Source organism: Enterococcus mundtii, from assembly GCF_002947535.1.
GTDB classification, from domain to species: Bacteria; Bacillota; Bacilli; order Lactobacillales; family Enterococcaceae; genus Enterococcus_B; species Enterococcus_B mundtii_B.
The window spans coordinates 47,960-67,422 of record NZ_PUAP01000034.1; the positions used below are offsets into that span (position 1 = coordinate 47,960).

Consider the following 19,463-nt stretch of genomic DNA (forward strand, 5'->3'; position numbering starts at 1 on the left):
GCGTGTTGTTTTTACATTTTTTTATTCTTCGATATACTAGGATTAACAAGAAAGGAGAAAAACAATGATCAAAGAATTTAAAGAATTTATCATGCGAGGCGACGTGCTAGATCTAGCTGTCGGTGTCGTGATTGGTAGTGCCTTTACTGGTATTGTGAATCAAATCGTTCAAGGCGTGATCACTCCCTTAGTTGGTTGGATCGTTGCGATGATCACAGGCACCTCTGATTTGGATGGCGCATTGTCTGTTCTTGATTGGTCACCTGCGAAAGGGGTCACCTTTTCTTTTGGGAATGTTATTAGTGCAATTATTACATTTGTCATTACTGGTTTTGTTCTATTCCTAGTGGTCAAAGCAGCCAATCATGCGAAAAACTTACGCCCAAAAGAAGAAGAAGTAGTGGAAGACAAACCTACTGCGGAAGATTATCTTAGTGATATCCGCGATTTATTGGCACAACAAACAGCTGAAAATAATGCACGCCCAACTGCCCAAGCAACTTCTGACAGTACGGACACTAAAGCGTGAAACAAAAAAACAGAAGGATTCCCTTCTGTTTTTTTTATGGTTGTTTTCTCATATCTAAGTGTGGGATCCCGTCTTCTAAATATACTTCTGAGATTGCCTGAAAACCAAAGGATTCATAAAATGATCGTAAATACTCTTGTGCCCCGATCACGATCGGACGTCCAGGTGCATTGGCTTCGATCACCGCTAATGTTTGTTCCACGATTTTTTGCCCTAAACCAGATTTTCGATGCGCCTGATTGACTAAGACTCGTCCAAAATGAACTGTATCGTCTTCTGTATAAATACGGGTATACGCCAAAATCGTACCATCTTCATCTTTAAAATAAGTATGCCATGCGATTTCGTCGATCTCATCCACTTCTTGGTAAGGACAATTTTGTTCAACAACAAATACGGCGATTCGCTCTTTCACGATTGCATAAAATTCTGCTGTTGTTAGTTCTGCAAATTTTTTTACATAATGCTTCATCATCAGGACCTCCGTTCTTTCTTGCTAATAGCATAACGAGTTAGATACAAAAAAGCAAACGAACCTCATGTATAATCTAGGTCCGCTTGCTTTTTAAACTGCTTCAGTTAAAAATTCGATCTCAACTGTTCGAGTAAGTACATCCGAATAACTGTAAGATACTCGTTCAAATGAATTTTCTTCAGGATCCAAGTCTACGACAAAGACTGAAGGATAGGTTTCTGTTAAAACGCCTCGGCGTTCCGTTTGACGCTTTCTTCCGGTCTGTGCAACCAACATGATTTGGCTGCCGATACGACCTTCTAAATCTTTTTTGATTGTAGCTAAAGTTAGTGGCATACAATTCACCTCAATTACTATCATACCATATATAGTAAAATTTTTCAAGTTTACCATATCAAAAAAAGAAATGCAATAGAAATAAGTAAGAAAAACATTAGTAATGTTATAAAAAATCACTCATTATAATCTTTCAGATGTTTTTTTATCTTATATTTCACTCGTCCGTAAGCGCTTTTTATTTGTTTCATATCCATTGATAGTTCTCTCTCCATCTCGCTAAAATCGTTGCCTTGCATATAATGTTGAAAGATTTTTGCCTCTTTTGTCGAGAATTTTATATCGCAGTCTTCGAAAGCTTCTTTTAATAGCAATTGTTGCATCGCAACAGGTTCCTGAATAGTGATCTCGGCTAAAAAATCTGGTCCTTCTGTTGCTATTTTTTGTTCAATAGAAATTTCATTTTTTTGGTCTCGACGCTTTAGCGCGTTTTGCTTACGTAATAAAGAGTAGATTTGATTACTGATAATGCTTTTGTAATAACTCCCAAAACTGACACCTTTATTATTTTCGTACGTTTTAAGTGCTTGATATAGAGCAATCCTCGCTTCTTGTTCCCAATCTTCACTTACATAATTCCTAAGATAATAAATATTTTTCAACCGTAATAATAACGGGAAATATTTTTGATACAGCATAGAAAATGCTTCTTCATCTCCATTACGGGCGGCGCACAATAACTCCTCGGACATAAAATAATTCCTCCATAACTTTCGATTATGGAGGAATCTTACCATCAAATCATTGAATAACTAATCGTATCTGGCTGTTATTTTTCTTTTCTCATTAAATCGTCCAATTTTTGGGACAATTTTTCTAATTGTTCTTCATTCCACGGAGAATTTCGTCGAAAATCAATAAAACGCATATTTATATTATCTTGGGTAATATTTTTTTCTGTTTTTTTAATTGTTTTATATAATTCGTACGCGGAAGTTCGTAAAGCACCTTGCGAAAAAATCATCCATTGTTCTGCTAAGTCACTCGTTGCGACAGTCACTTGTGTCAAACGAGTATTCAACTCTCCAGCGATGCGCTCGATATACGTATCTGCGGTTTCATCCTCTTTGGTGAACACGACTTCTAATTGGTATTTCCGATAATTTTGCTGAATACCTGGAACTAATTGCGCATCAAAGACGACGATTACTTCAATACCTTCATATTTTGCATAATTCGATAAACGATGTAACAACGCTTCTCTGGCATCCGCCATTTTATCTTGATTTTTTAGTGCGACTAATTCTGGCCAAGAACCAATCATATTATAGCCATCGACGATCAACAGCTGCTTCTTCATGCCTTATTCCCCCTGACGCTGAGAAAAAGCCTGATACATCAAAAGTCCGGCAGCAACACTCGCGTTCAAGCTTTGAACATGACCGACCATAGGGATCGTCAATAGCTCATCCATTTCTTTCTTTAAGCCTGCACTCATGCCGCGTCCTTCATTACCGATCACTAACGCAATTGCTCCTTTGGCATTCCAAGATTGGAAATTCGTTCCTTCCATATCCGTTCCGAATACCCAAAATTGCTGCTCTTTTAACTGCTGAACAGTCTGAACTAAGTTCGTCACACGAGCCACTGGCACGTGCTCAACGGCGCCTGTCGATGTTTTCGTCACGATGGGTGTGATTCCGACTGCGCGATGTTTAGGGATGATGACACCATCTACCCCACTAGCATCTGCTGTTCGTAAAATCGAACCAAAATTATGAGGATCTTCGATACTATCCAAGATCAAGAAAAATGGTGCTTCTGTTTTACTCTTCGCCTGTTCCAATAGTTGATCCAACGTTAGATATTCATAAGGCGTGATTGCTAATACCACCCCTTGATGAACGCCACGATCGCTGAGTAGGTCTAATTTTTGCTTAGGAACCCACTTGACTGGTACCGATTGTTCTCGAGCAATATTTTTCAACTCTTCGACCTTGTCTCCCCGTGAATCTTCTTGAAGAAACAATTTATTTCCTCGACCTTGTTGCAAAGCTTCAACCGTCGCATGATGACCAAATACAAAGTTGTCTTCACTCGTCGTGTCCTCTTGACCAACATAAGCTGTTTCTTTCTTTGAACTACGTTTCTCATTGCCTTTTGTAAAACGTTGAGAATCTTTTTTATTTCGTTTTTGGTAGTTACGTTCGTTATTTTCTTTCCTCATGAGTTTCACCTACTTTCTCAATACACCATTTGATCAATTCTTCCATACGTTCTGTTTGTTTTGTTAGATGTAAGTAGCCCATCAAGGCTTCAAACCCTGTTGCAACACGATAAGTGGTAATATCCGCATTTTTTGCACTCGTATGACTTTTGGCATTTCTACCTCTGCGATAGTAAAGCTCTTCGTTTTCGGTTAACAGGTTTTCTTGCAACATTTGTTGGATCAAAAAAGCTTGTGCCTTTGCTGAAACATAATGTGTCGCTGCACGATGCAGTTTATTCGGTTTTGTCTCACCTTTTTCAATCAAGTAATCTCGAATATAGATTTCGTAGATGGCATCTCCAACATAAGCAAGCGCTAAGCCATTTAATTGTGTATGATCTCTCATGCTTCTCTTCTCCAACGAGTACCTTGTGGTGTGTCATCTAACAAGATACCTTTTTCTTTTAATTGGTCCCGAATTTCATCACTACGGGCGAAATCCCGATTTTTTCTGGCTTGTGTTCGTTCTTCGATCAATTGCTCGATCTCTTCATCCAATATTTCTGCTGTCGTAAATAAGATACCAAAGATCGACAACCATTGGGTAAATAGTGCCTCACTTTTGGATAGGATCGTTTTGGAAACAGTCGGCTGTTCTAAATACGTATTGATCCATTTTGCTAATTCATAGACAACTGTGATACCGTTAGCCGTATTGAAATCATCGTCCATCTCTTTGATGAATCGCATTTCTAATTGTTCCAGTTCTGTTACTTGTCTCTCATCTTCCGACTGAGCCTCCACCGCATTTTCAAAACGGAAGTGTAGATTATCAAACGTATTTTTCAATCGTTGTAAGTTTGTCGCTGCTTCTTTCATCGTTGCTTCACTATAGCGGATCGGTCGACGGTATTGTGTGGTTGCCATAAAGAAGCGTAACACTTGCGGATCAACCTCTTGGATCATTTCGTGGACAGTGATAAAGTTCCCTAAAGACTTACTCATTTTTTGATCGTCTTCACCAATCGTCACATAGCCATTGTGCATCCAATAGTTGGCGAATTTTTTACCTGTCTTCGCTTCACTTTGGGCAATTTCATTCTCATGATGAGGAAACTCCAAGTCTTGTCCACCACCATGGATATCAATTGTCTCGCCTAAATGTTTCGTTGCCATCACGGAACATTCAATATGCCACCCTGGACGACCTTCCCCCCATGGCGATTCCCATGAAATCTCTCCTGGTTTCGCTTGTTTCCACAAGGCAAAGTCTAACGGATCTTCTTTTTGCTGTTGTTCTGCGCCAGTACGTTGACTTGCACCAACTTCTAACTCGTCTATCGATTGATCACTCAATTGACCATAATCAGTAAATTTTCGCGTACGATAATAAACATCGCCATTCGATTCATAGGCAAAACCCTTGTCGATCAGTGTTTGGATGAATACGCGAATATCTTCCATGTGGTCCATTACTCTTGGATGGCTCGTTGCTGGCTGCACATTCAAAGCTTTCGTATCTTCTTCAAAAGCTTTGATGAAACGATCAGCAACTTCCGGCGCCGTGATCCCAAGCTCATTGGCAGCCTTGATGATTTTATCGTCCACATCTGTAAAATTCGATACGTAGTTCACTTGGTACCCACGGTATTCTAAATAGCGTCGAATCGTGTCAAACGCAATCGTACTTCGTGCATTGCCAATATGGATATAATTATAAACAGTTGGTCCGCAAACATACATCGCAACTTGCCCTTCTTTTAAAGGAACAAAAGTCTCTTTTTCTCTTGATAACGTATTATAAATTTTTATCATTCTCATCCCCTACTTTCTCTCCATTGATTCGGACAACTTTTGCTGGTATCCCTACTGCTGTTGCCCCATCAGGTATATCTTTTAAGACGACTGCGCCTGCACCGATTTTTGCATCTTTTCCTATGGTGATCGGTCCTAGGATTTGGGCATTGGCGGACAACATTGCGCCTTTTTTGACGGTCGGATGTCTTTTACCCGTTTCTTTTCCTGTACCACCTAAAGTGACACCATGAAACAGGACGACATCATCTTCGATTTCTGCTGTTTCTCCAATGACGATCCCCATACCGTGATCGATAAACACACCCGTTCCGATCGTCGCTCCTGGATGTATTTCTATTCCTGTGATGAATCGCCAAAATTGGGCATTCATTTTGGCAATCAAATAGAGACGATGGCGATATAAATAATGAGAGAAACGATGCCAAAATAACGCATGTAGCCCAGGATAGGTCAAAATGACCTCTGCTGTGGTACGCGCTGCTGGATCATTTTTCTTTACCGCAATGACAGCTCGTTTGAACCATTCCATCGACTTCCTCTCCTTTCTTTTTCGACTGTATGTAAGAACAACGAAAGACAACTAAAAAACGTCTTTTAATAAGTTTCCTTATTAAAAGACGCTATGAGGCGTGGTTCCACTTTTTTTCATAATCAAATGATTATCTCTAACAGGTAACGTCTGCTATTCGTTCTTAGCTACTTTCAAAGATTGATATTGATCAACCCCTCTTCGCAAAGACCACTCCCAGAGGCATTTCAAAAAAGAACAATTGACAACTTACACCACCCGTTGACTCTCTTGAAACCATTCTTTTTTTACTTCTTTCTGTTCATCGTGTTTAGTTCAATACTTGATTTAAATGTGCTAAAGATTTTTCTTTCCCTAACAATTCGATTGTTTCTGGTAATTCAGGCCCATGCATTTGTCCTGAGACAGCGACACGGATCGGCATAAACAGGTTCTTTCCTTTTACCCCTGTTTCTTTTTGTACTGTTTTGATTGCTGCTTTGACTGTTGGTGCATCTACGACTTCCATTTGTGTAAGTTGTTCTTTAAAAGCTTTCAACACAGTCGGAACCGTTTCACCCGCTAATACTTCTTTGGCTGCTTCATCTAATACAGGGTGTTCGTTAAAGAATAATGTTGATACCTCAACGATTTCCGCTGCATAACTCATTTGTGGTTGATACAGACGAACGATTTTTTTCACCCATTCGATTGTTTCTGCATCTGGATTTTCTTGCACACGACCGTCAGCGATCAAATAAGGTAAACACATTTCTGTCAATGCATCTAGATCCATTTCTTTGATGTAATGGTTGTTCACCCATTGTAATTTTTTCGCATCAAATGCTGCTGGTGACTTGCTCAAGCGCTGTGGATCAAACATTTTGATCAATTCTTCTTGACTGAACAATTCATCTTCACCGACAGGAGACCAGCCTAGTAAAGCAATAAAATTGAACATTGCTTCTGGTAGGTAGCCTAATTCACGGTATTGTTCGATAAATTGTAAAATTGATTCATCACGTTTACTTAATTTTTTGCCCGTTTCAGAATTGATGATCAAGGTCATATGCCCAAATGTTGGCGCAGTCCAACCAAATGCTTCATAGATCATTAATTGTTTTGGTGTATTCGCAATATGATCATCCCCACGTAACACATGAGTGATCTTCATTAAATGATCGTCAACAGCTACCGCAAAGTTGTACGTTGGCATACCATCGCGTTTTTGGATGACATAATCCCCACCGATATTATCTGATTCAAAAGTGATATCACCTTTGACCATGTCGGTAAACGCATATTCTGTATTGCGAGGCACACGGAAACGAATCACCGGTACAATACCTTCTGCTTCTTTTTTCGCTTGTTCTTCAGGTGACAAGTTCGCACAAGTACCAGCGTAGTGAGGCATTTCGCCACGCGCACGTTGCGCTTCACGTTCTGCTTCTAATTCTTCTTCTGAACAATAGCATTTGTAAGCCCGATTGCTTGCTAATAACTGATCGATCCATGGTTGATAGATTTCTTTTCTTTCAGATTGACGGTAAGGACCGTATTCACCTGGATTTTCAGGTGATTCATCCCATTCCATCCCTAACCATGCAAGATTCTCTAATTGGCTTTTTTCGCCATCTTCAATGTTTCGTTTTTGGTCAGTGTCCTCAATGCGGATAATGAAATCTCCATCATTGTGACGGGCAAATAAATAATTGAATAATGCAGTTCGTGCATTCCCAATATGCAAATGCCCTGTTGGACTTGGTGCATAACGTACGCGTACTTTCGTCATTTTCTTCCTCTTCTTTCAAACTAGACTTTGAGACGCCAAAAACAGCTGACAAGACAACATCTGATCAGATTGTTTTGGGTTGGATCTCCTTTAGCGATAAATGTTGAAATTTAAAGCTACTCAGCACAAATTTTACCTTTTATACGTTAAATAGTAAAGAGATTATGAAAAAGTCATTCAAATCTACGTAAGAAGGCGGGAATCGAAAAAATAGTTTGGCCTACTTTTCAATCCTCGCCTACTCCACCTAAACTGAGAAAGCAGAAACATCTCTCTAAAAAATCTTGTGATGTCTAACTACCTCATACTTACTATTATTACGTTTTTATTTCGCTTTTTTCTCATTTTCACGCTTATTATCGATTCCTCGACCCGCATGAGCAGGCTTTGCAAAGATCATGCGTCCGGCAGCTGTTTGTAGTGCACTTGTTACCACGACTTCGATCCGTTCATTCATGTAGTGTTGTCCGTCTTCTACAACCACCATTGTGCCGTCATCTAGATAAGCAACTCCTTGTTGACGTTCTGTACCAGCTTTGACCACTAGTACATTCATATTCTCACCAGGGATAACGACTGGTTTCACTGCATTGGCCAGTGCGTTGATGTTGAGAACAGGTACATTTTGAAACTCAGAAACTTTGTTAAGATTGTAGTCATTAGTGACGATGACACCATCTAATAGTTTTGCTAATTTGATCAGCTTACTATCTACTTCACTGATATCTTCAAAATCACCATCATACATCTCAACTGAAATACCTTCTTCTTTTTGCAATGCGTTCAAGATATCTAATCCACGACGTCCACGTACCCGTTTCAAGCTATCACCAGAATCAGCGATATATTGTAATTCGTATAGGACGAAATTTGGGATCATCAACGTTCCTTCTAGAAATCCTGTTTTGGTGATGTCGTAAATACGTCCATCAATAATGACGCTTGTATCTAAAATTTTATATTTGTGAAAATGATCATCTAATTTACGTTCTAATAACTGGCTTTCCACCTGACTAGGTGTTTCCTGTTCGACCTTTTTGCTTCTCGGTCCAAAGATTTTCTTCCATTCTTCGATGCGGGTCGTTCCCATCCGCAAGCCCAAATAGCCAAGGATCACCATCAATAAGATGGGTAAAACACTGTTCACAAAAGGAATTTCAATATTGTAAAGCGGTGTTGAGATCACAACCCCCAGCGTTAGGCCAATAATTGCACCGATTGCGCCAAATAAGAGATACGTCAAGCTGACCTCACTTAATTTTTCTTCAATTTGCTTGATGACTGCTGTTATATGTTTTGCCAATAGCAAAGATAATAGAAAGAAAATAAGTGCACCTAACAAGCTATTGGTAAAGGTGTTATTCAGCCATCCATTTGTCTGTTGACCGATCGCCTGCCAAGCCGTAGGTAAAAAAGAAATCCCTAAGCTGGCACCAACGATGATCATCAGTAAGGTGATGACACGTTTTTGCATCCTGTTTCCTCCATTTCATTTTGATTTTAACGAAATACTCGTCTAAGGGTTTCATCAAGTGTGGCAACGCCTACGACTTCGATCCCCTCTGGAATATTCCAACCACCTAAATTATTTTTAGGTAAATATACTTTTGTAAATCCTAATTTTTGTACTTCTTTGACTCGTTGTTCAATTTGGTTGACTCTTCTGATTTCTCCAGTCAGACCGATTTCTCCAATAAAACACTCCGTTGGTTGTGTTCCTTTTTCTTTGTAACTAGATGCAATACTGACCGCAATCGCTAAATCGATCGCAGGTTCATTTAATTTTACCCCACCTGCTGCTTTTAAGTAAGCATCTTGATTTTGCAACAATAATCCTGCTCGTTTTTCTAAAACTGCCATGATCAATGACACACGGTTAAAGTCTAACCCTGTCGTTGTTCGTTTAGCATTTCCGAACATCGTGGGTGTGACTAAAGCCTGGATCTCAACCAAGATCGGGCGTGTACCTTCCATGGCGACAACGATTGCTGAACCTGTTGCCCCATCCAATCGTTCTTCTAAGAAAATCTGTGAAGGGTTGGCTACTTCTTCTAACCCATGAGCGTGCATCTCAAAAATGCCGATCTCATTGGTGGAACCAAAACGATTTTTGACGGCACGCAAAATACGAAAACTATGATGTTGCTCACCTTCAAAATACAAGACCGTATCAACCATGTGCTCTAACATACGTGGACCTGCAATCGAGCCTTCTTTCGTGACATGACCTACTATAAAGATGGCAATACCGTTTGTTTTTGCGATTTTCAATAGCTCGGCTGTGGTTTCTCGCACTTGACTAACACTACCTGCGACACTCGTGATATCAGGTTGAGTCATTGTTTGGATCGAATCGATAATGACATAATCAGGTGAAATCTGTTCGATCGCTCGACTGATTTCATTCATGTCTGTTTCTGCATACAAATAAAACTCTGTGTCGATCGAACCTAATCGTTCCGCACGCAACTTGATTTGGTCCGCACTCTCTTCTCCCGATACGTAAAGCACCTTACCACCAATAGCAGCCAGTTGTTGTGATACTTGCAAGAGTAAGGTGGATTTTCCGATACCAGGATCGCCACCGATCAAAACCATCGAGCCAGGAACCACGCCACCGCCTAGAACACGGTTCAATTCTTCTAACTTTGTCTTTACTCGCGGTTCTTTTTTAGGAACCACCTCAGCGATTTTTGTTGGCTTGGCTTTTTCGCCAGTCAAACTCGTTCTTACTCTGCGGTCCGTTGTATCTTGTTCGATTTCTTCAACCATGGTGTTCCATTTGCCACAATTTGGGCAACGTCCTAAAAATTTAGGCGACACATAGCCACAATTCTGACAAACAAATTGAACTTTTGCTTTTTTGGCCATTTCGGTGTACCACCTGTCTTTCATTTTACTTTTCTTGAGTTAAAGATAACTTCAATCTACTTTACTTATTGGTTGGATGAACCAAATCCACCTTGACGAGCATTAGCGGTTTGGTCTTGATCCGCTTTTAAGAACGGTAGGAAGATCCCTTGCCCAATTCTTTCCCCTTTTTTGATCACTACATCTTTGAAACCAAAATTCGTGAATTGGAACATGATATGCCCTTCATTTGCTTCGTTATTATAATAATCACTGTCGATCACGCCGACACCATTAGTCAAAATCAAAAAACGTTTTAACGGATTGCTCGAACGATTGGCTAATTGTAAGAATTCATCCTCACCCATATACGCTTTGATTCCTGTAGGTACTAAAACGGGTTTGATCTTTTTTTCCTCTGCTGATGTTTCAGGAATAAGCGCATCTGAGACCGCTGTGAGTCCTTGTTTGAACCCAGCTTTCCAAACACTTGGAATCACCACATCTTCTGCTGCTTCAAAATCATAACCGGCAGCGTGGTGAGTCGCTCTTTGTGGCAATTGGATCTGTTGATCCTGATAACGTGTAATTACTTCAAAACCTCTTTTATTCACCGAATCCCTCCCAGAGTAAACTAGTTCTATTTTAACATACCAAGCGAGTGAATACCCAAAGTTAACGAATTCTTCATGAAATTCACTTCTCAACTTAAGAAACAAATTTATTGATTTTTTGAAAAAAAGTTTATTTAAACATGACTTTATGATTGAAAACAAGTAGAATAGAGCAAAATCATTTCTGTGTAAAAAAGATTAGTTGAGGTGCTCCATGCGAAAAGAAATAATAGAAGCAAAACGTATCATTATAAAAGTAGGAACAAGTACGTTGATCTATCCAAATGGCAACATCAATTTGGGCGCGATCGATCAACTCGCTTTTGTTCTCTCTGACCTTCGTAATCAAGGGAAAGAAATCGTCTTGGTCTCTTCCGGTGCAGTAGGCGTTGGGATGCATAAGATGAATCTAGCCAACCGTCCCGCTACGATCCCCGAACAACAGGCGATTGCAGCAATCGGACAAGCTGAATTGATGAATATCTATAATCAACGGTTCAGTGCGTATGGCCAACAAACTGCCCAAATCTTAGTGACACGAGATGTCATTGATTACCCTGAAAGCCGAAAAAATGTTGTCAATACGTTAGAACAGCTACTAGCGATGGGAACCATTCCGATCGTCAATGAAAATGACACCGTCGCAGTCGATGAATTAGATCACTCCACTAAATTTGGCGACAACGATCAGTTATCTGCGATCGTTACCAAACTGATTGCCGCTGATCTACTCATCATTCTTTCAGATATCGACGGTTTTTATTCGGATAATCCAACCATCAATCCTAATGCTGAAATGTATCAAACAGTTACCGCGATCGATGATGAACTGATGGCACAAGCAGGTGGTGCTGGTAGCACCTACGGAACTGGTGGGATGGCAAGCAAACTAAAAGCAGCTTTAAGGATCTTTGAAGCAAATCGTCCGATGATCTTAGCAAACGGAAAAAATCCAGCAATCATCTTTGATATTTTAGCTGGAAAAGAAATCGGAACATTATTTAAGGAGGTTTTATAATGACTGATCTTATCCAACTTGGGAAACAAGCAAAAAAAGCCGCACGAGAACTCGCTTTGATGCCGACTAACCAAAAAAATGACTTGTTGCTACAAATGGCACAAACAATCAAAAGAAATCAACTAGCCATTCTTGAGGCCAATCAAAAAGACTTAGATCAAGCGACCGAAAATGATATTAGCGAAACGATGCAAGATCGTTTACGGCTAACACCAGAACGCATCCATACAATGGCGGAAGAAATCATCAAAGTGGCGCAACTAGACGACCCAATCGGAAAAGTCGATCACATGTGGCAAAACGAAGACGGTCTATTGATTGGTAAGAAACGTGTCCCTCTAGGTGTCATCGGCATGATCTACGAATCACGTCCGAATGTGACAACTGATGCGGCCAGTCTCGCATTCAAGTCAGGGAATGCAGTGATTTTACGTGGTGGAAAAGAAGCCTTCCACTCCAATCAATTGTTAGTTGAGTTGCTTCAAGAAACATTGAAAAACGCTGACGTATCACCTTATGCGATCCAATTCGTGGATGATACCTCTCATGAAACTGCTGCAGAGTTGATGCGTTTAACGGATTATTTAGACGTATTGATCCCTCGAGGTGGCGCTTCGTTGATCAAACGCGTGAAAGAACAAGCAACTGTCCCAATTATTGAAACCGGCACTGGCAACAATCATATTTATATCGACAAAGAAGCACAATTAGCCATGGCAGTTGATATCATCGTGAACGCAAAAACGTCTCGCCCTTCTGTCTGCAACGCTGCCGAGACGTTGCTGATCCATTCAGAGATTGCGCCTTTCTTCTTGCCATCCATTGAGCAAGCACTAGTAGAACATGGTGTCTCTCTACATGCAGATGCTCGCGCGTTAGATTATTTAGAGACAGCAACCTTAGCAGACGAAACCGATTGGGATACAGAATATTTGGATTACATTTTAGCGGTCAAGATCGTTGATTCTTTGGATGAAGCAATCGAGCATATCAACCGTCACAATACACAGCATTCCGAGGCTATTGTCACAGACAGTTACACAGCAAGTCAGCGCTTTTTAAATGAAGTCGATGCAGCTGCTGTTTACGTCAATGCTTCTACTCGCTTCACTGATGGTTCAGTATTTGGTTTCGGTGCAGAAATCGGTATTTCTACACAAAAACTCCACGCTAGAGGTCCAATGGGGTTGAATGAGTTAACAACGACGAAATACATCATCTATGGAGATGGACAAATTCGTAAATAATGTTTCACGGGAAACATTTAGGTTTGAATTGTCTTTCATAATAAGTTACGCAAAATCCTGATTTTTCTTTATTAAGAGAAAAATCTTTCACAGAAATAAGACGACATCCACGAAATTTGGTTTCAAATTTTTGTGGTTGTCGTCTTATTTCTTGAGATTGAACACTACTATTGCAACCTCCAACTAAATTAAAATTTTTTGCAAATAAATCCTTTGATCCCTTTGTAAACTACTCTTCAGGTAACTGATCAAATAAAGAAAAGCCATCAAATGTTTCCCCATCATAATAGCGCAATAATTGTTCACTCGTCAGATTTGTGGTAGTTTCTTTTTCTTCTTCTGATTCAAGAAGAAGTTGTTCACGATAGTTTCGGTATGTTTCTGCTAATTGTTGCTGCATTTTTGCTCTTGAATTAGCCTCCGCGTTGATCGTCGGTAACTCTTTGATAAACCCCCGATAAATCAACTGTTCATCTACCCATTCAACAGGTAGTTCGACCATCGTCAAGCCTACTTCTTTAAAATATTCTTCGATCATCATCTATGCCTCACATTTATGTCTTGCTTGCATTTTAGCTTATCTAACTGAAAGTTGCTAGCAACAACATAGAGACTTCTTTCTTTATTTTTGGATCGTCGCCAAAACTGCACGTGAAACTGGGCCGACAAATAATAACTGCAACGGCAACGCCATGATCGCATTCATTTTCCAGGCTGTAAGATAGGTAGAAAGAAATTGCTCTGGAATCCCTTGTTCAATAACAATACCGAATAATGACATACATGTTACCATACCTAAAACCATGAGGCATGAAATCGTGAGGATCATTTGCATTTTATTTTGTTTATTTATAGGTAATTTAAAAGCAATCTTTTTCGCAACCACTCCTACGATAAAAACATCTAATATAAATGCCACGATAAATCCTGGTATAAGTCCTATGAATAAATTTGATACATGCAATGCATTATGTAGCCATAGATTATAGATACTCATCCCTAAAACCATCAGAAAACACATCATCGTTGTAAAAATAATTCCTTCTTTTTTGTTTGTTGGCACTCCAATCACTCCTTTTCATGAAAAACAGCATAGCATAAATGAAAATTTTTCGTAAGTTTTTATTTTATTTTTTGTATCAAGCCACTTTTCTTGACTTAGTTTAGAAAATATATTGGAAAATAATTAAATTTACGATAGAATAATATTAGTAACACCAAAATAAAAATAACATTTTCTTATTAATCAAATAAAGAAAAGATTACAATTAGGAGGATATTTGATGAAAGTAAGGATTTTGCTTGCATCGATAATGTTATTAAACGCATCATTGTCGCCATGTATTGCTTTAGCAGAAACAATAACAACAAATAATCAGCAAACCGAAACCACCTCAAGTACAATCACCGACGAAAAAACAACAAATGTAATATCTCCAACTACCATTTCAAGCACAAACGAAGAGATACCCCCACCCAGTACTGACACACCAACTATAATAGGGACTCCCCAATTAATAGGTGAGAGCTATAAGGATGGTGTCAGTAAACCGAAAAGAATCAACTTATCAGCGACTGAAACTATGCAACAAACATTTATTGAAGATGAGGAAAACAAAAAAACAACACACAGCTACATTAGTGGAAACACAATCTATGAAATAAATTCCACAGATGTTCAAGTCCCTACTCCCCGAACCACTGATTCATCTACAATCCAGTTAGCTGTCTACGCTGGAGATGTCTCACAAACCAAACAAACTTTAGCTTATTATCTTGCACAACAGTTTAAAACCTATCAATTCTCCCTCGAGAATCCTAAAGATATTCTTTCAATTGATCCAGCTTTAGCGATTGATGAAGATAGTTTATTTGTTTTGATTCAAGAGTACTACCCGCAAGTCACAGAAAAAATTACGATTCAAGAAATAGAGGAATTAACTGATCAATATGGGAGCGTGCAACAACAAGCACTAACTGATACATTTAATCAACAACCTAATGGAAAAGAATTCTCTGGAAACATTCTTTTGACTCGAAAAATCGTATTATCCAATCAGGAAATATATTTTTTTGTCGAAAGTGCTACGCAGTCCGGTTGGATTTTTGCAGAAAATTTAACTTGTTATGATTCTAAAATAATAAACTTTTCTGAAAAAGGAAACTTAACAGAAAATCATGCAAAAATTTATTCCACTTTAGATGATGCATGGCTTGAAAAATCTGCAATGCAAGCTGATCTTGAAACACTTTATGAAGTAAACCAACAAATAAAAATCAATAACCGTTCATTTTATAAAATATCCCATGACAATGTTGTGGTGGGGTATGTTGATCAGAATGAATTTAAAAAATTAGGACAAGCTGATTCAGACACAATTGAAACAGAAAATATGACACCTATTGTACCTTCGAATAGTAGTGTCAATGATACAAATCATTCACCTAGCGAAAGTAGAACAGAAACTTCAATTAGTTACTCAACACATGTGCGTGGACACGGATGGATGCCCACCTCAAAAAATGGTGAGTTGTCTGGTACAGAAGGACAAGGACTACGCATTGAAGCAATACGTGCCAATCTTACTTCTTCCCTTTCAGGATCAATTGAGTACAGTTCCTATGTTGAAGGAACTGGCTGGCAAGACTGGGTATCGAATGGAGCAATATCAGGAACAGAGGGGCAAGGTCTTCAAATAGAAGGAATCAATATGCGACTCACAGGAGAATTGGCTGAAAATTATAACCTTTATTACCGAGTTCATGTTCAAAAACTTGGTTGGCTTCCTTGGGCAAAAAATGGAAACCCTTCTGGAACATCCAGTTTTGGTTTCCGAATCGAAGCCATCGAAATTCAATTAATTAGTCGCTCCCAACAAGGTCCTGAACTTGGAGATTCTTACGTCCAAAGAGCATCTATAAATTATTCTACGCATGTACGCGGACGAGGTTGGCTTCCTGAATCTTCGAATGGGGAAATTTCTGGAACAGAAGGACAAGGGTTACGTATTGAAGCGTTACGTGTCAATCTCTCTTCTGCCTTTTCTGGATCAATCGAATATACTTCCTATATTGAAAATCATGGTTGGCAAAATTGGGTATCAAATGGAGGGATATCGGGAACAGAAGGACAAGGTCGTCAGATTGAAGGAATCAGGATACGATTGACAGACGAACTTGCAACACATTACAATATTTATTACCGAATCCATGCTCAAAATCTAGGCTGGTTACCTTGGGCAGAAAATGGAAATAGTGCTGGTACATTGGGGTACGGTTATCGTATTGAAGCAATTGAAATACGTCTGCTACCCAAAGAGCAAACTGGGCCACCAACGGGTAAATCTTATGTTGAAAAAACTCCTTCTGTCTTAGCGAACGCTCACGTAGCTTCTAGAGGATGGCTACCAGAACAAACAGCCGAGACACAAGTTGGAACGGTTGGACAAGGTCTTAGCTTACAGGCACTTCAATTAAAATTAACGGAAAACAGTTATGCAGGTAGTATCGTTTACCAATCCCACCTGTCACATCGTGGTTGGGAAACTTCATGGATTCAGGAAGGACAAACTTCAGGGACCGTTGGACAAAGCTTAGCATTACAAGCTGTCCGAATTAATTTGACCGGTGATATCAGTCACCACTATGATATTTATTACCGTGTCCATTCCCAACATTTCGGATGGTTAGACTGGGCAAAAAATGGAGAATCAGCTGGCACACAAGGTTACTCTTATCGTGCAGAGGCATTACAAATAAAACTAGTCGAAAAAGGTCAAGCTCCACCAGGTGCAACTTCTCGTGCCTTTCGAATTGCACCGCCTAAGATTTCCTTTGACGGTCATGTATCGGGTATTGGTTGGGTCAATCGCAACGGACTAAGCAATTCTATCAATCATGCGAATCAAGGGCGTCAATTTGAAGCAATTCGTGCACAATTAGCACAAAGTGATTACTCTGGTGGAATTAGATATGATTCACATATTTCATCAAGTGGATGGACAAATCCTGTTGAGAATGGAGCTATATCAGGTTCTGTCGGACATAGTCGAGCACTCCAGGCCTTCTCTTTTCAACTAACAGGTGAATTATCCGAAAAATATGACATCTACTATCGTTCATTCGTCCGTTCACGCGGTTGGTTGGGTTGGGCTTCAAATGGCCAAAAGGCAGGCTCAGTTGGAATGAGTCTACCTGTCGAAGCAATTGAAGTAACGATTGTAGAAAATGATCGAAAACCAACGGGTTACCAAGCAAATCAACTGACCATTTTAGGACAAATCGACACTTCAACACCAGAAGGTAGATTTGTCAATTCTATCACTCAAAGTGCCAATCGTGTCGCTCCAGCGTACGGATTGTATACCTCTGTCATGCTTGCTCAAGCAATTTTAGAAACCGGCTATGGCACTAGCTTCTTGGCACGCAATGCGAACAATTTCTTTGGAATGAAGTTCAAAGATGGGGAAGATGAAGGGAAATATGATTACGTTTGGCATGTCTCAGATGAAGTTGTCAACGGGATCACAATACCTGTCAACTCTAAATTCCGTGTCTATCAAAGTACCGATGAATCTTTCATCGACAATGCTGTGAAACTAAAATATGGCGTACCTTGGGACCCTGTTCGCTATCGTGGAACTTGGAAAGTTAATACACGTTCTTATCGAGATGCGACCCAAGCCTTAACTGGAACATATGCAACTGATCCAAATTATGGAACAAAATTAAACAACATCATTGAACGTTGGCGTTTGGATCAGTTTGATTGATCTGATCTTTTATAAAAAATATCTACCTGACATTGTTTGAAAATGCCAAGTAGATATTTTTTATTTATTAATTCGCATAAAAGCCGATTCCTTCATATCTCCAACCTAATGGTGTCAAAGAATCTCTTTCTACTGAACTTAATGTGTAATGATGTGTTCCGATAGTTTCATTTGGGTTAAATAGTCGATAAATGGGTTTAGAACCTCCAGAATAAAAACTTAGCCCTTCATATCTCCAGCCTAGCGGTGTAAGGAAGTTGATTTCTGACTGAGCCATCGTGTAATGATGATCCCCGTTATTTGGGTTGTACAGACGATACACCGGTTGCCCACTATTTGGTGCTTGCCATGCAATCCCTTCATATTTCCAACCAACTGTTGATAAATAATTTTTCTCTCCCGCATTCAATGTGTACAAATGCTGTCCTGTACTTTTATTGTATAAGCGATACATCGGAGAAGAACTAGAATTTGGCGTATCATATTGTGTCAAATTGTAGGTTTCAATGATGTTGTTCAATGTTGAACCATAATTTGGTGCTGTCGCGTAACGCCCTGTTAACCATGCTGTGGCATCTTTGTACGAAGAGGTATTACTTTTCCAAGCTCCTGAGTAATAATACACACCAGATTGGAACGAAGTTGTTTTAAGGACAGTCACATTATCTTGTAAAGATTCTGCGTAAGAAGGATATTTACGAAAAGCAGCATTTACGGTGATCCATTGCCCGTTTACAAACTCAGAAGTTGGCATTGTCACTGATTGCCCATTATAACTTCCCTTTATTCCAAATAAATTGTAGTTAGGTGCCGAAGCTAGCGTGCTTTTCCCCCAGCCACTTTCAACAATTGCTTGAGCGATCATAACTGAAGCATATAAATCATTCGCGCTTGCTAAGGTCTGTGCACTTGCAGCAATACTATCAATGAACGCTTGTTGTGCATTTGAAGAAGAACGTGCTGAAAATGCTGCTATGCCAGGATTTTCAAATTGTGATAAATCCGCTTGATGTGTATGGGTCAGTTCCTCTCCATTGGTTAGAGGATTCGTAACAGACTCAGTTTTTTCCACATTTTCCGTAGGCTGTTCTGTCACGTCGTCTGCTTGTGTCGAAACAGTGGTTTCAACAGAATTATTTGTTCCTAATTCTTCTGCAAGTACAGTAAGGTTGGTAGTCACAAGACTACTCAGAATAATTGCACTAAATAATAAATTTTTTGCTCTCATTACTTCTCCTTTATTCTTAAAAATAAAATAATTTAATGTGTTGCATATGATAACAGAAATAAATATCATACACTTTTTAATTATACATAGATTTCAACTTTTTTCAGTATATAAATTCTTAAGATTT

At 39.4% G+C, this 19,463-nt stretch carries 19 protein-coding genes and 1 other annotated feature; of the genes, 4 read left to right on the forward strand and 15 right to left on the reverse strand.

Annotated elements, in window-relative coordinates; genetic code table 11:
- The first annotated feature begins 64 nt into the window (after positions 1 to 64).
- On the forward strand, positions 65 to 529 hold the full coding sequence (mscL, locus tag CUS89_RS11535) for a large conductance mechanosensitive channel protein MscL (protein ID WP_104872232.1): 465 nt from the start codon (positions 65 to 67) through the stop codon (positions 527 to 529).
- Positions 530 to 563: 34 nt separating this feature from the next.
- Here mscL and CUS89_RS11540 read toward each other — a convergent pair whose 3' ends face one another.
- From CUS89_RS11540 to CUS89_RS11595, 12 genes are all read right to left on the reverse strand, one after another.
- Positions 564 to 1,001 (reverse strand): GNAT family N-acetyltransferase, encoded by a 438-nt coding sequence (locus CUS89_RS11540; protein ID WP_104872233.1) that lies wholly within the window; start codon positions 999 to 1,001, stop codon positions 564 to 566.
- A gap of 93 nt (positions 1,002 to 1,094) precedes the next feature.
- Positions 1,095 to 1,340, reverse strand: a complete 246-nt coding sequence (locus tag CUS89_RS11545) for a Veg family protein (protein ID WP_010734068.1) — start codon at positions 1,338 to 1,340, stop codon at positions 1,095 to 1,097.
- A gap of 116 nt (positions 1,341 to 1,456) precedes the next feature.
- On the reverse strand, positions 1,457 to 2,032 hold the full coding sequence (locus CUS89_RS11550; protein ID WP_104872234.1) for a sigma-70 family RNA polymerase sigma factor: 576 nt from the start codon (positions 2,030 to 2,032) through the stop codon (positions 1,457 to 1,459).
- Positions 2,033 to 2,109: 77 nt separating this feature from the next.
- The gene (locus CUS89_RS11555; protein ID WP_104872235.1) at positions 2,110 to 2,640 is read right to left on the reverse strand and encodes an NYN domain-containing protein; all 531 of its coding nucleotides are present in this window, start codon (positions 2,638 to 2,640) and stop codon (positions 2,110 to 2,112) included.
- Positions 2,641 to 2,643: 3 nt separating this feature from the next.
- Positions 2,644 to 3,507 carry a 23S rRNA (guanosine(2251)-2'-O)-methyltransferase RlmB gene (gene rlmB, locus CUS89_RS11560; protein WP_104872236.1) on the reverse strand — a complete coding sequence of 288 codons (864 nt, stop codon included), beginning with the start codon at positions 3,505 to 3,507 and terminating at the stop codon, positions 2,644 to 2,646.
- Entirely contained in the window at positions 3,491 to 3,895 is a 405-nt protein-coding gene (locus CUS89_RS11565; protein ID WP_104872237.1) for a Mini-ribonuclease 3, read from the reverse strand. Before CUS89_RS11565 ends, rlmB begins: the two co-directional genes overlap by 17 nt.
- Positions 3,892 to 5,304, reverse strand: a complete 1,413-nt coding sequence (gene cysS / locus CUS89_RS11570; RefSeq protein WP_104872238.1) for a cysteine--tRNA ligase — start codon at positions 5,302 to 5,304, stop codon at positions 3,892 to 3,894. The genes CUS89_RS11565 and cysS overlap by 4 nt, the downstream gene beginning before the upstream one ends.
- On the reverse strand, positions 5,288 to 5,836 hold the full coding sequence (epsC, locus tag CUS89_RS11575; protein ID WP_010734062.1) for a serine O-acetyltransferase EpsC: 549 nt from the start codon (positions 5,834 to 5,836) through the stop codon (positions 5,288 to 5,290). The genes cysS and epsC overlap by 17 nt, the downstream gene beginning before the upstream one ends.
- Positions 5,837 to 5,917: 81 nt before the next feature.
- Positions 5,918 to 6,150: a binding site (T-box leader), on the reverse strand.
- Positions 6,147 to 7,607, reverse strand: a complete 1,461-nt coding sequence (gene gltX / locus CUS89_RS11580; RefSeq protein WP_104872239.1) for a glutamate--tRNA ligase — start codon at positions 7,605 to 7,607, stop codon at positions 6,147 to 6,149. It overlaps the preceding feature by 4 nt.
- A gap of 325 nt (positions 7,608 to 7,932) precedes the next feature.
- Positions 7,933 to 9,081: a PIN/TRAM domain-containing protein gene (locus tag CUS89_RS11585; RefSeq protein ID WP_019723035.1), complete on the reverse strand. Its 1,149-nt coding sequence runs from the start codon at positions 9,079 to 9,081 to the stop codon at positions 7,933 to 7,935.
- Between the two features lie 26 nt (positions 9,082 to 9,107).
- Positions 9,108 to 10,478, reverse strand: coding sequence for a DNA repair protein RadA (gene radA, locus CUS89_RS11590; RefSeq protein ID WP_019723034.1), 1,371 nt, complete (start codon positions 10,476 to 10,478; stop codon positions 9,108 to 9,110).
- 65 nt (positions 10,479 to 10,543) lie between these two features.
- Positions 10,544 to 11,071 (reverse strand): dUTP diphosphatase, encoded by a 528-nt coding sequence (locus tag CUS89_RS11595; RefSeq protein ID WP_065096459.1) that lies wholly within the window; start codon positions 11,069 to 11,071, stop codon positions 10,544 to 10,546.
- Positions 11,072 to 11,285: 214 nt separating this feature from the next.
- On the opposite strand from CUS89_RS11595, the gene proB reads away from it, so the two are divergent.
- Positions 11,286 to 12,089: a glutamate 5-kinase gene (gene proB / locus CUS89_RS11600; protein WP_065096460.1), complete on the forward strand. Its 804-nt coding sequence runs from the start codon at positions 11,286 to 11,288 to the stop codon at positions 12,087 to 12,089.
- Entirely contained in the window at positions 12,089 to 13,336 is a 1,248-nt protein-coding gene (locus CUS89_RS11605) for a glutamate-5-semialdehyde dehydrogenase (RefSeq protein ID WP_104872240.1), read from the forward strand. Before proB ends, CUS89_RS11605 begins: the two co-directional genes overlap by 1 nt.
- Before the next feature lie 229 nt (positions 13,337 to 13,565).
- Here CUS89_RS11605 and CUS89_RS11610 read toward each other — a convergent pair whose 3' ends face one another.
- Both CUS89_RS11610 and CUS89_RS11615 read right to left on the reverse strand, forming a co-directional pair.
- A complete protein-coding gene (locus CUS89_RS11610; RefSeq protein ID WP_181055362.1) occupies positions 13,566 to 13,874 on the reverse strand; it encodes a hypothetical protein in 309 nt (102 codons plus the stop codon).
- An 84-nt stretch (positions 13,875 to 13,958) separates the two neighbouring features.
- Positions 13,959 to 14,399: a DUF2798 domain-containing protein gene (locus CUS89_RS11615; RefSeq protein ID WP_104872242.1), complete on the reverse strand. Its 441-nt coding sequence runs from the start codon at positions 14,397 to 14,399 to the stop codon at positions 13,959 to 13,961.
- Between the two features lie 220 nt (positions 14,400 to 14,619).
- Here CUS89_RS11615 and CUS89_RS11620 point away from each other — a divergent pair, with 220 nt between their 5' ends.
- Positions 14,620 to 18,108 carry a glucosaminidase domain-containing protein gene (locus CUS89_RS11620; protein WP_104872243.1) on the forward strand — a complete coding sequence of 1,163 codons (3,489 nt, stop codon included), beginning with the start codon at positions 14,620 to 14,622 and terminating at the stop codon, positions 18,106 to 18,108.
- A 67-nt stretch (positions 18,109 to 18,175) separates the two neighbouring features.
- Here CUS89_RS11620 and CUS89_RS11625 read toward each other — a convergent pair whose 3' ends face one another.
- A complete protein-coding gene (locus CUS89_RS11625; protein ID WP_104872244.1) occupies positions 18,176 to 19,336 on the reverse strand; it encodes a glycoside hydrolase family 73 protein in 1,161 nt (386 codons plus the stop codon).
- Between the last annotated feature and the right edge of the window lie 127 nt (positions 19,337 to 19,463).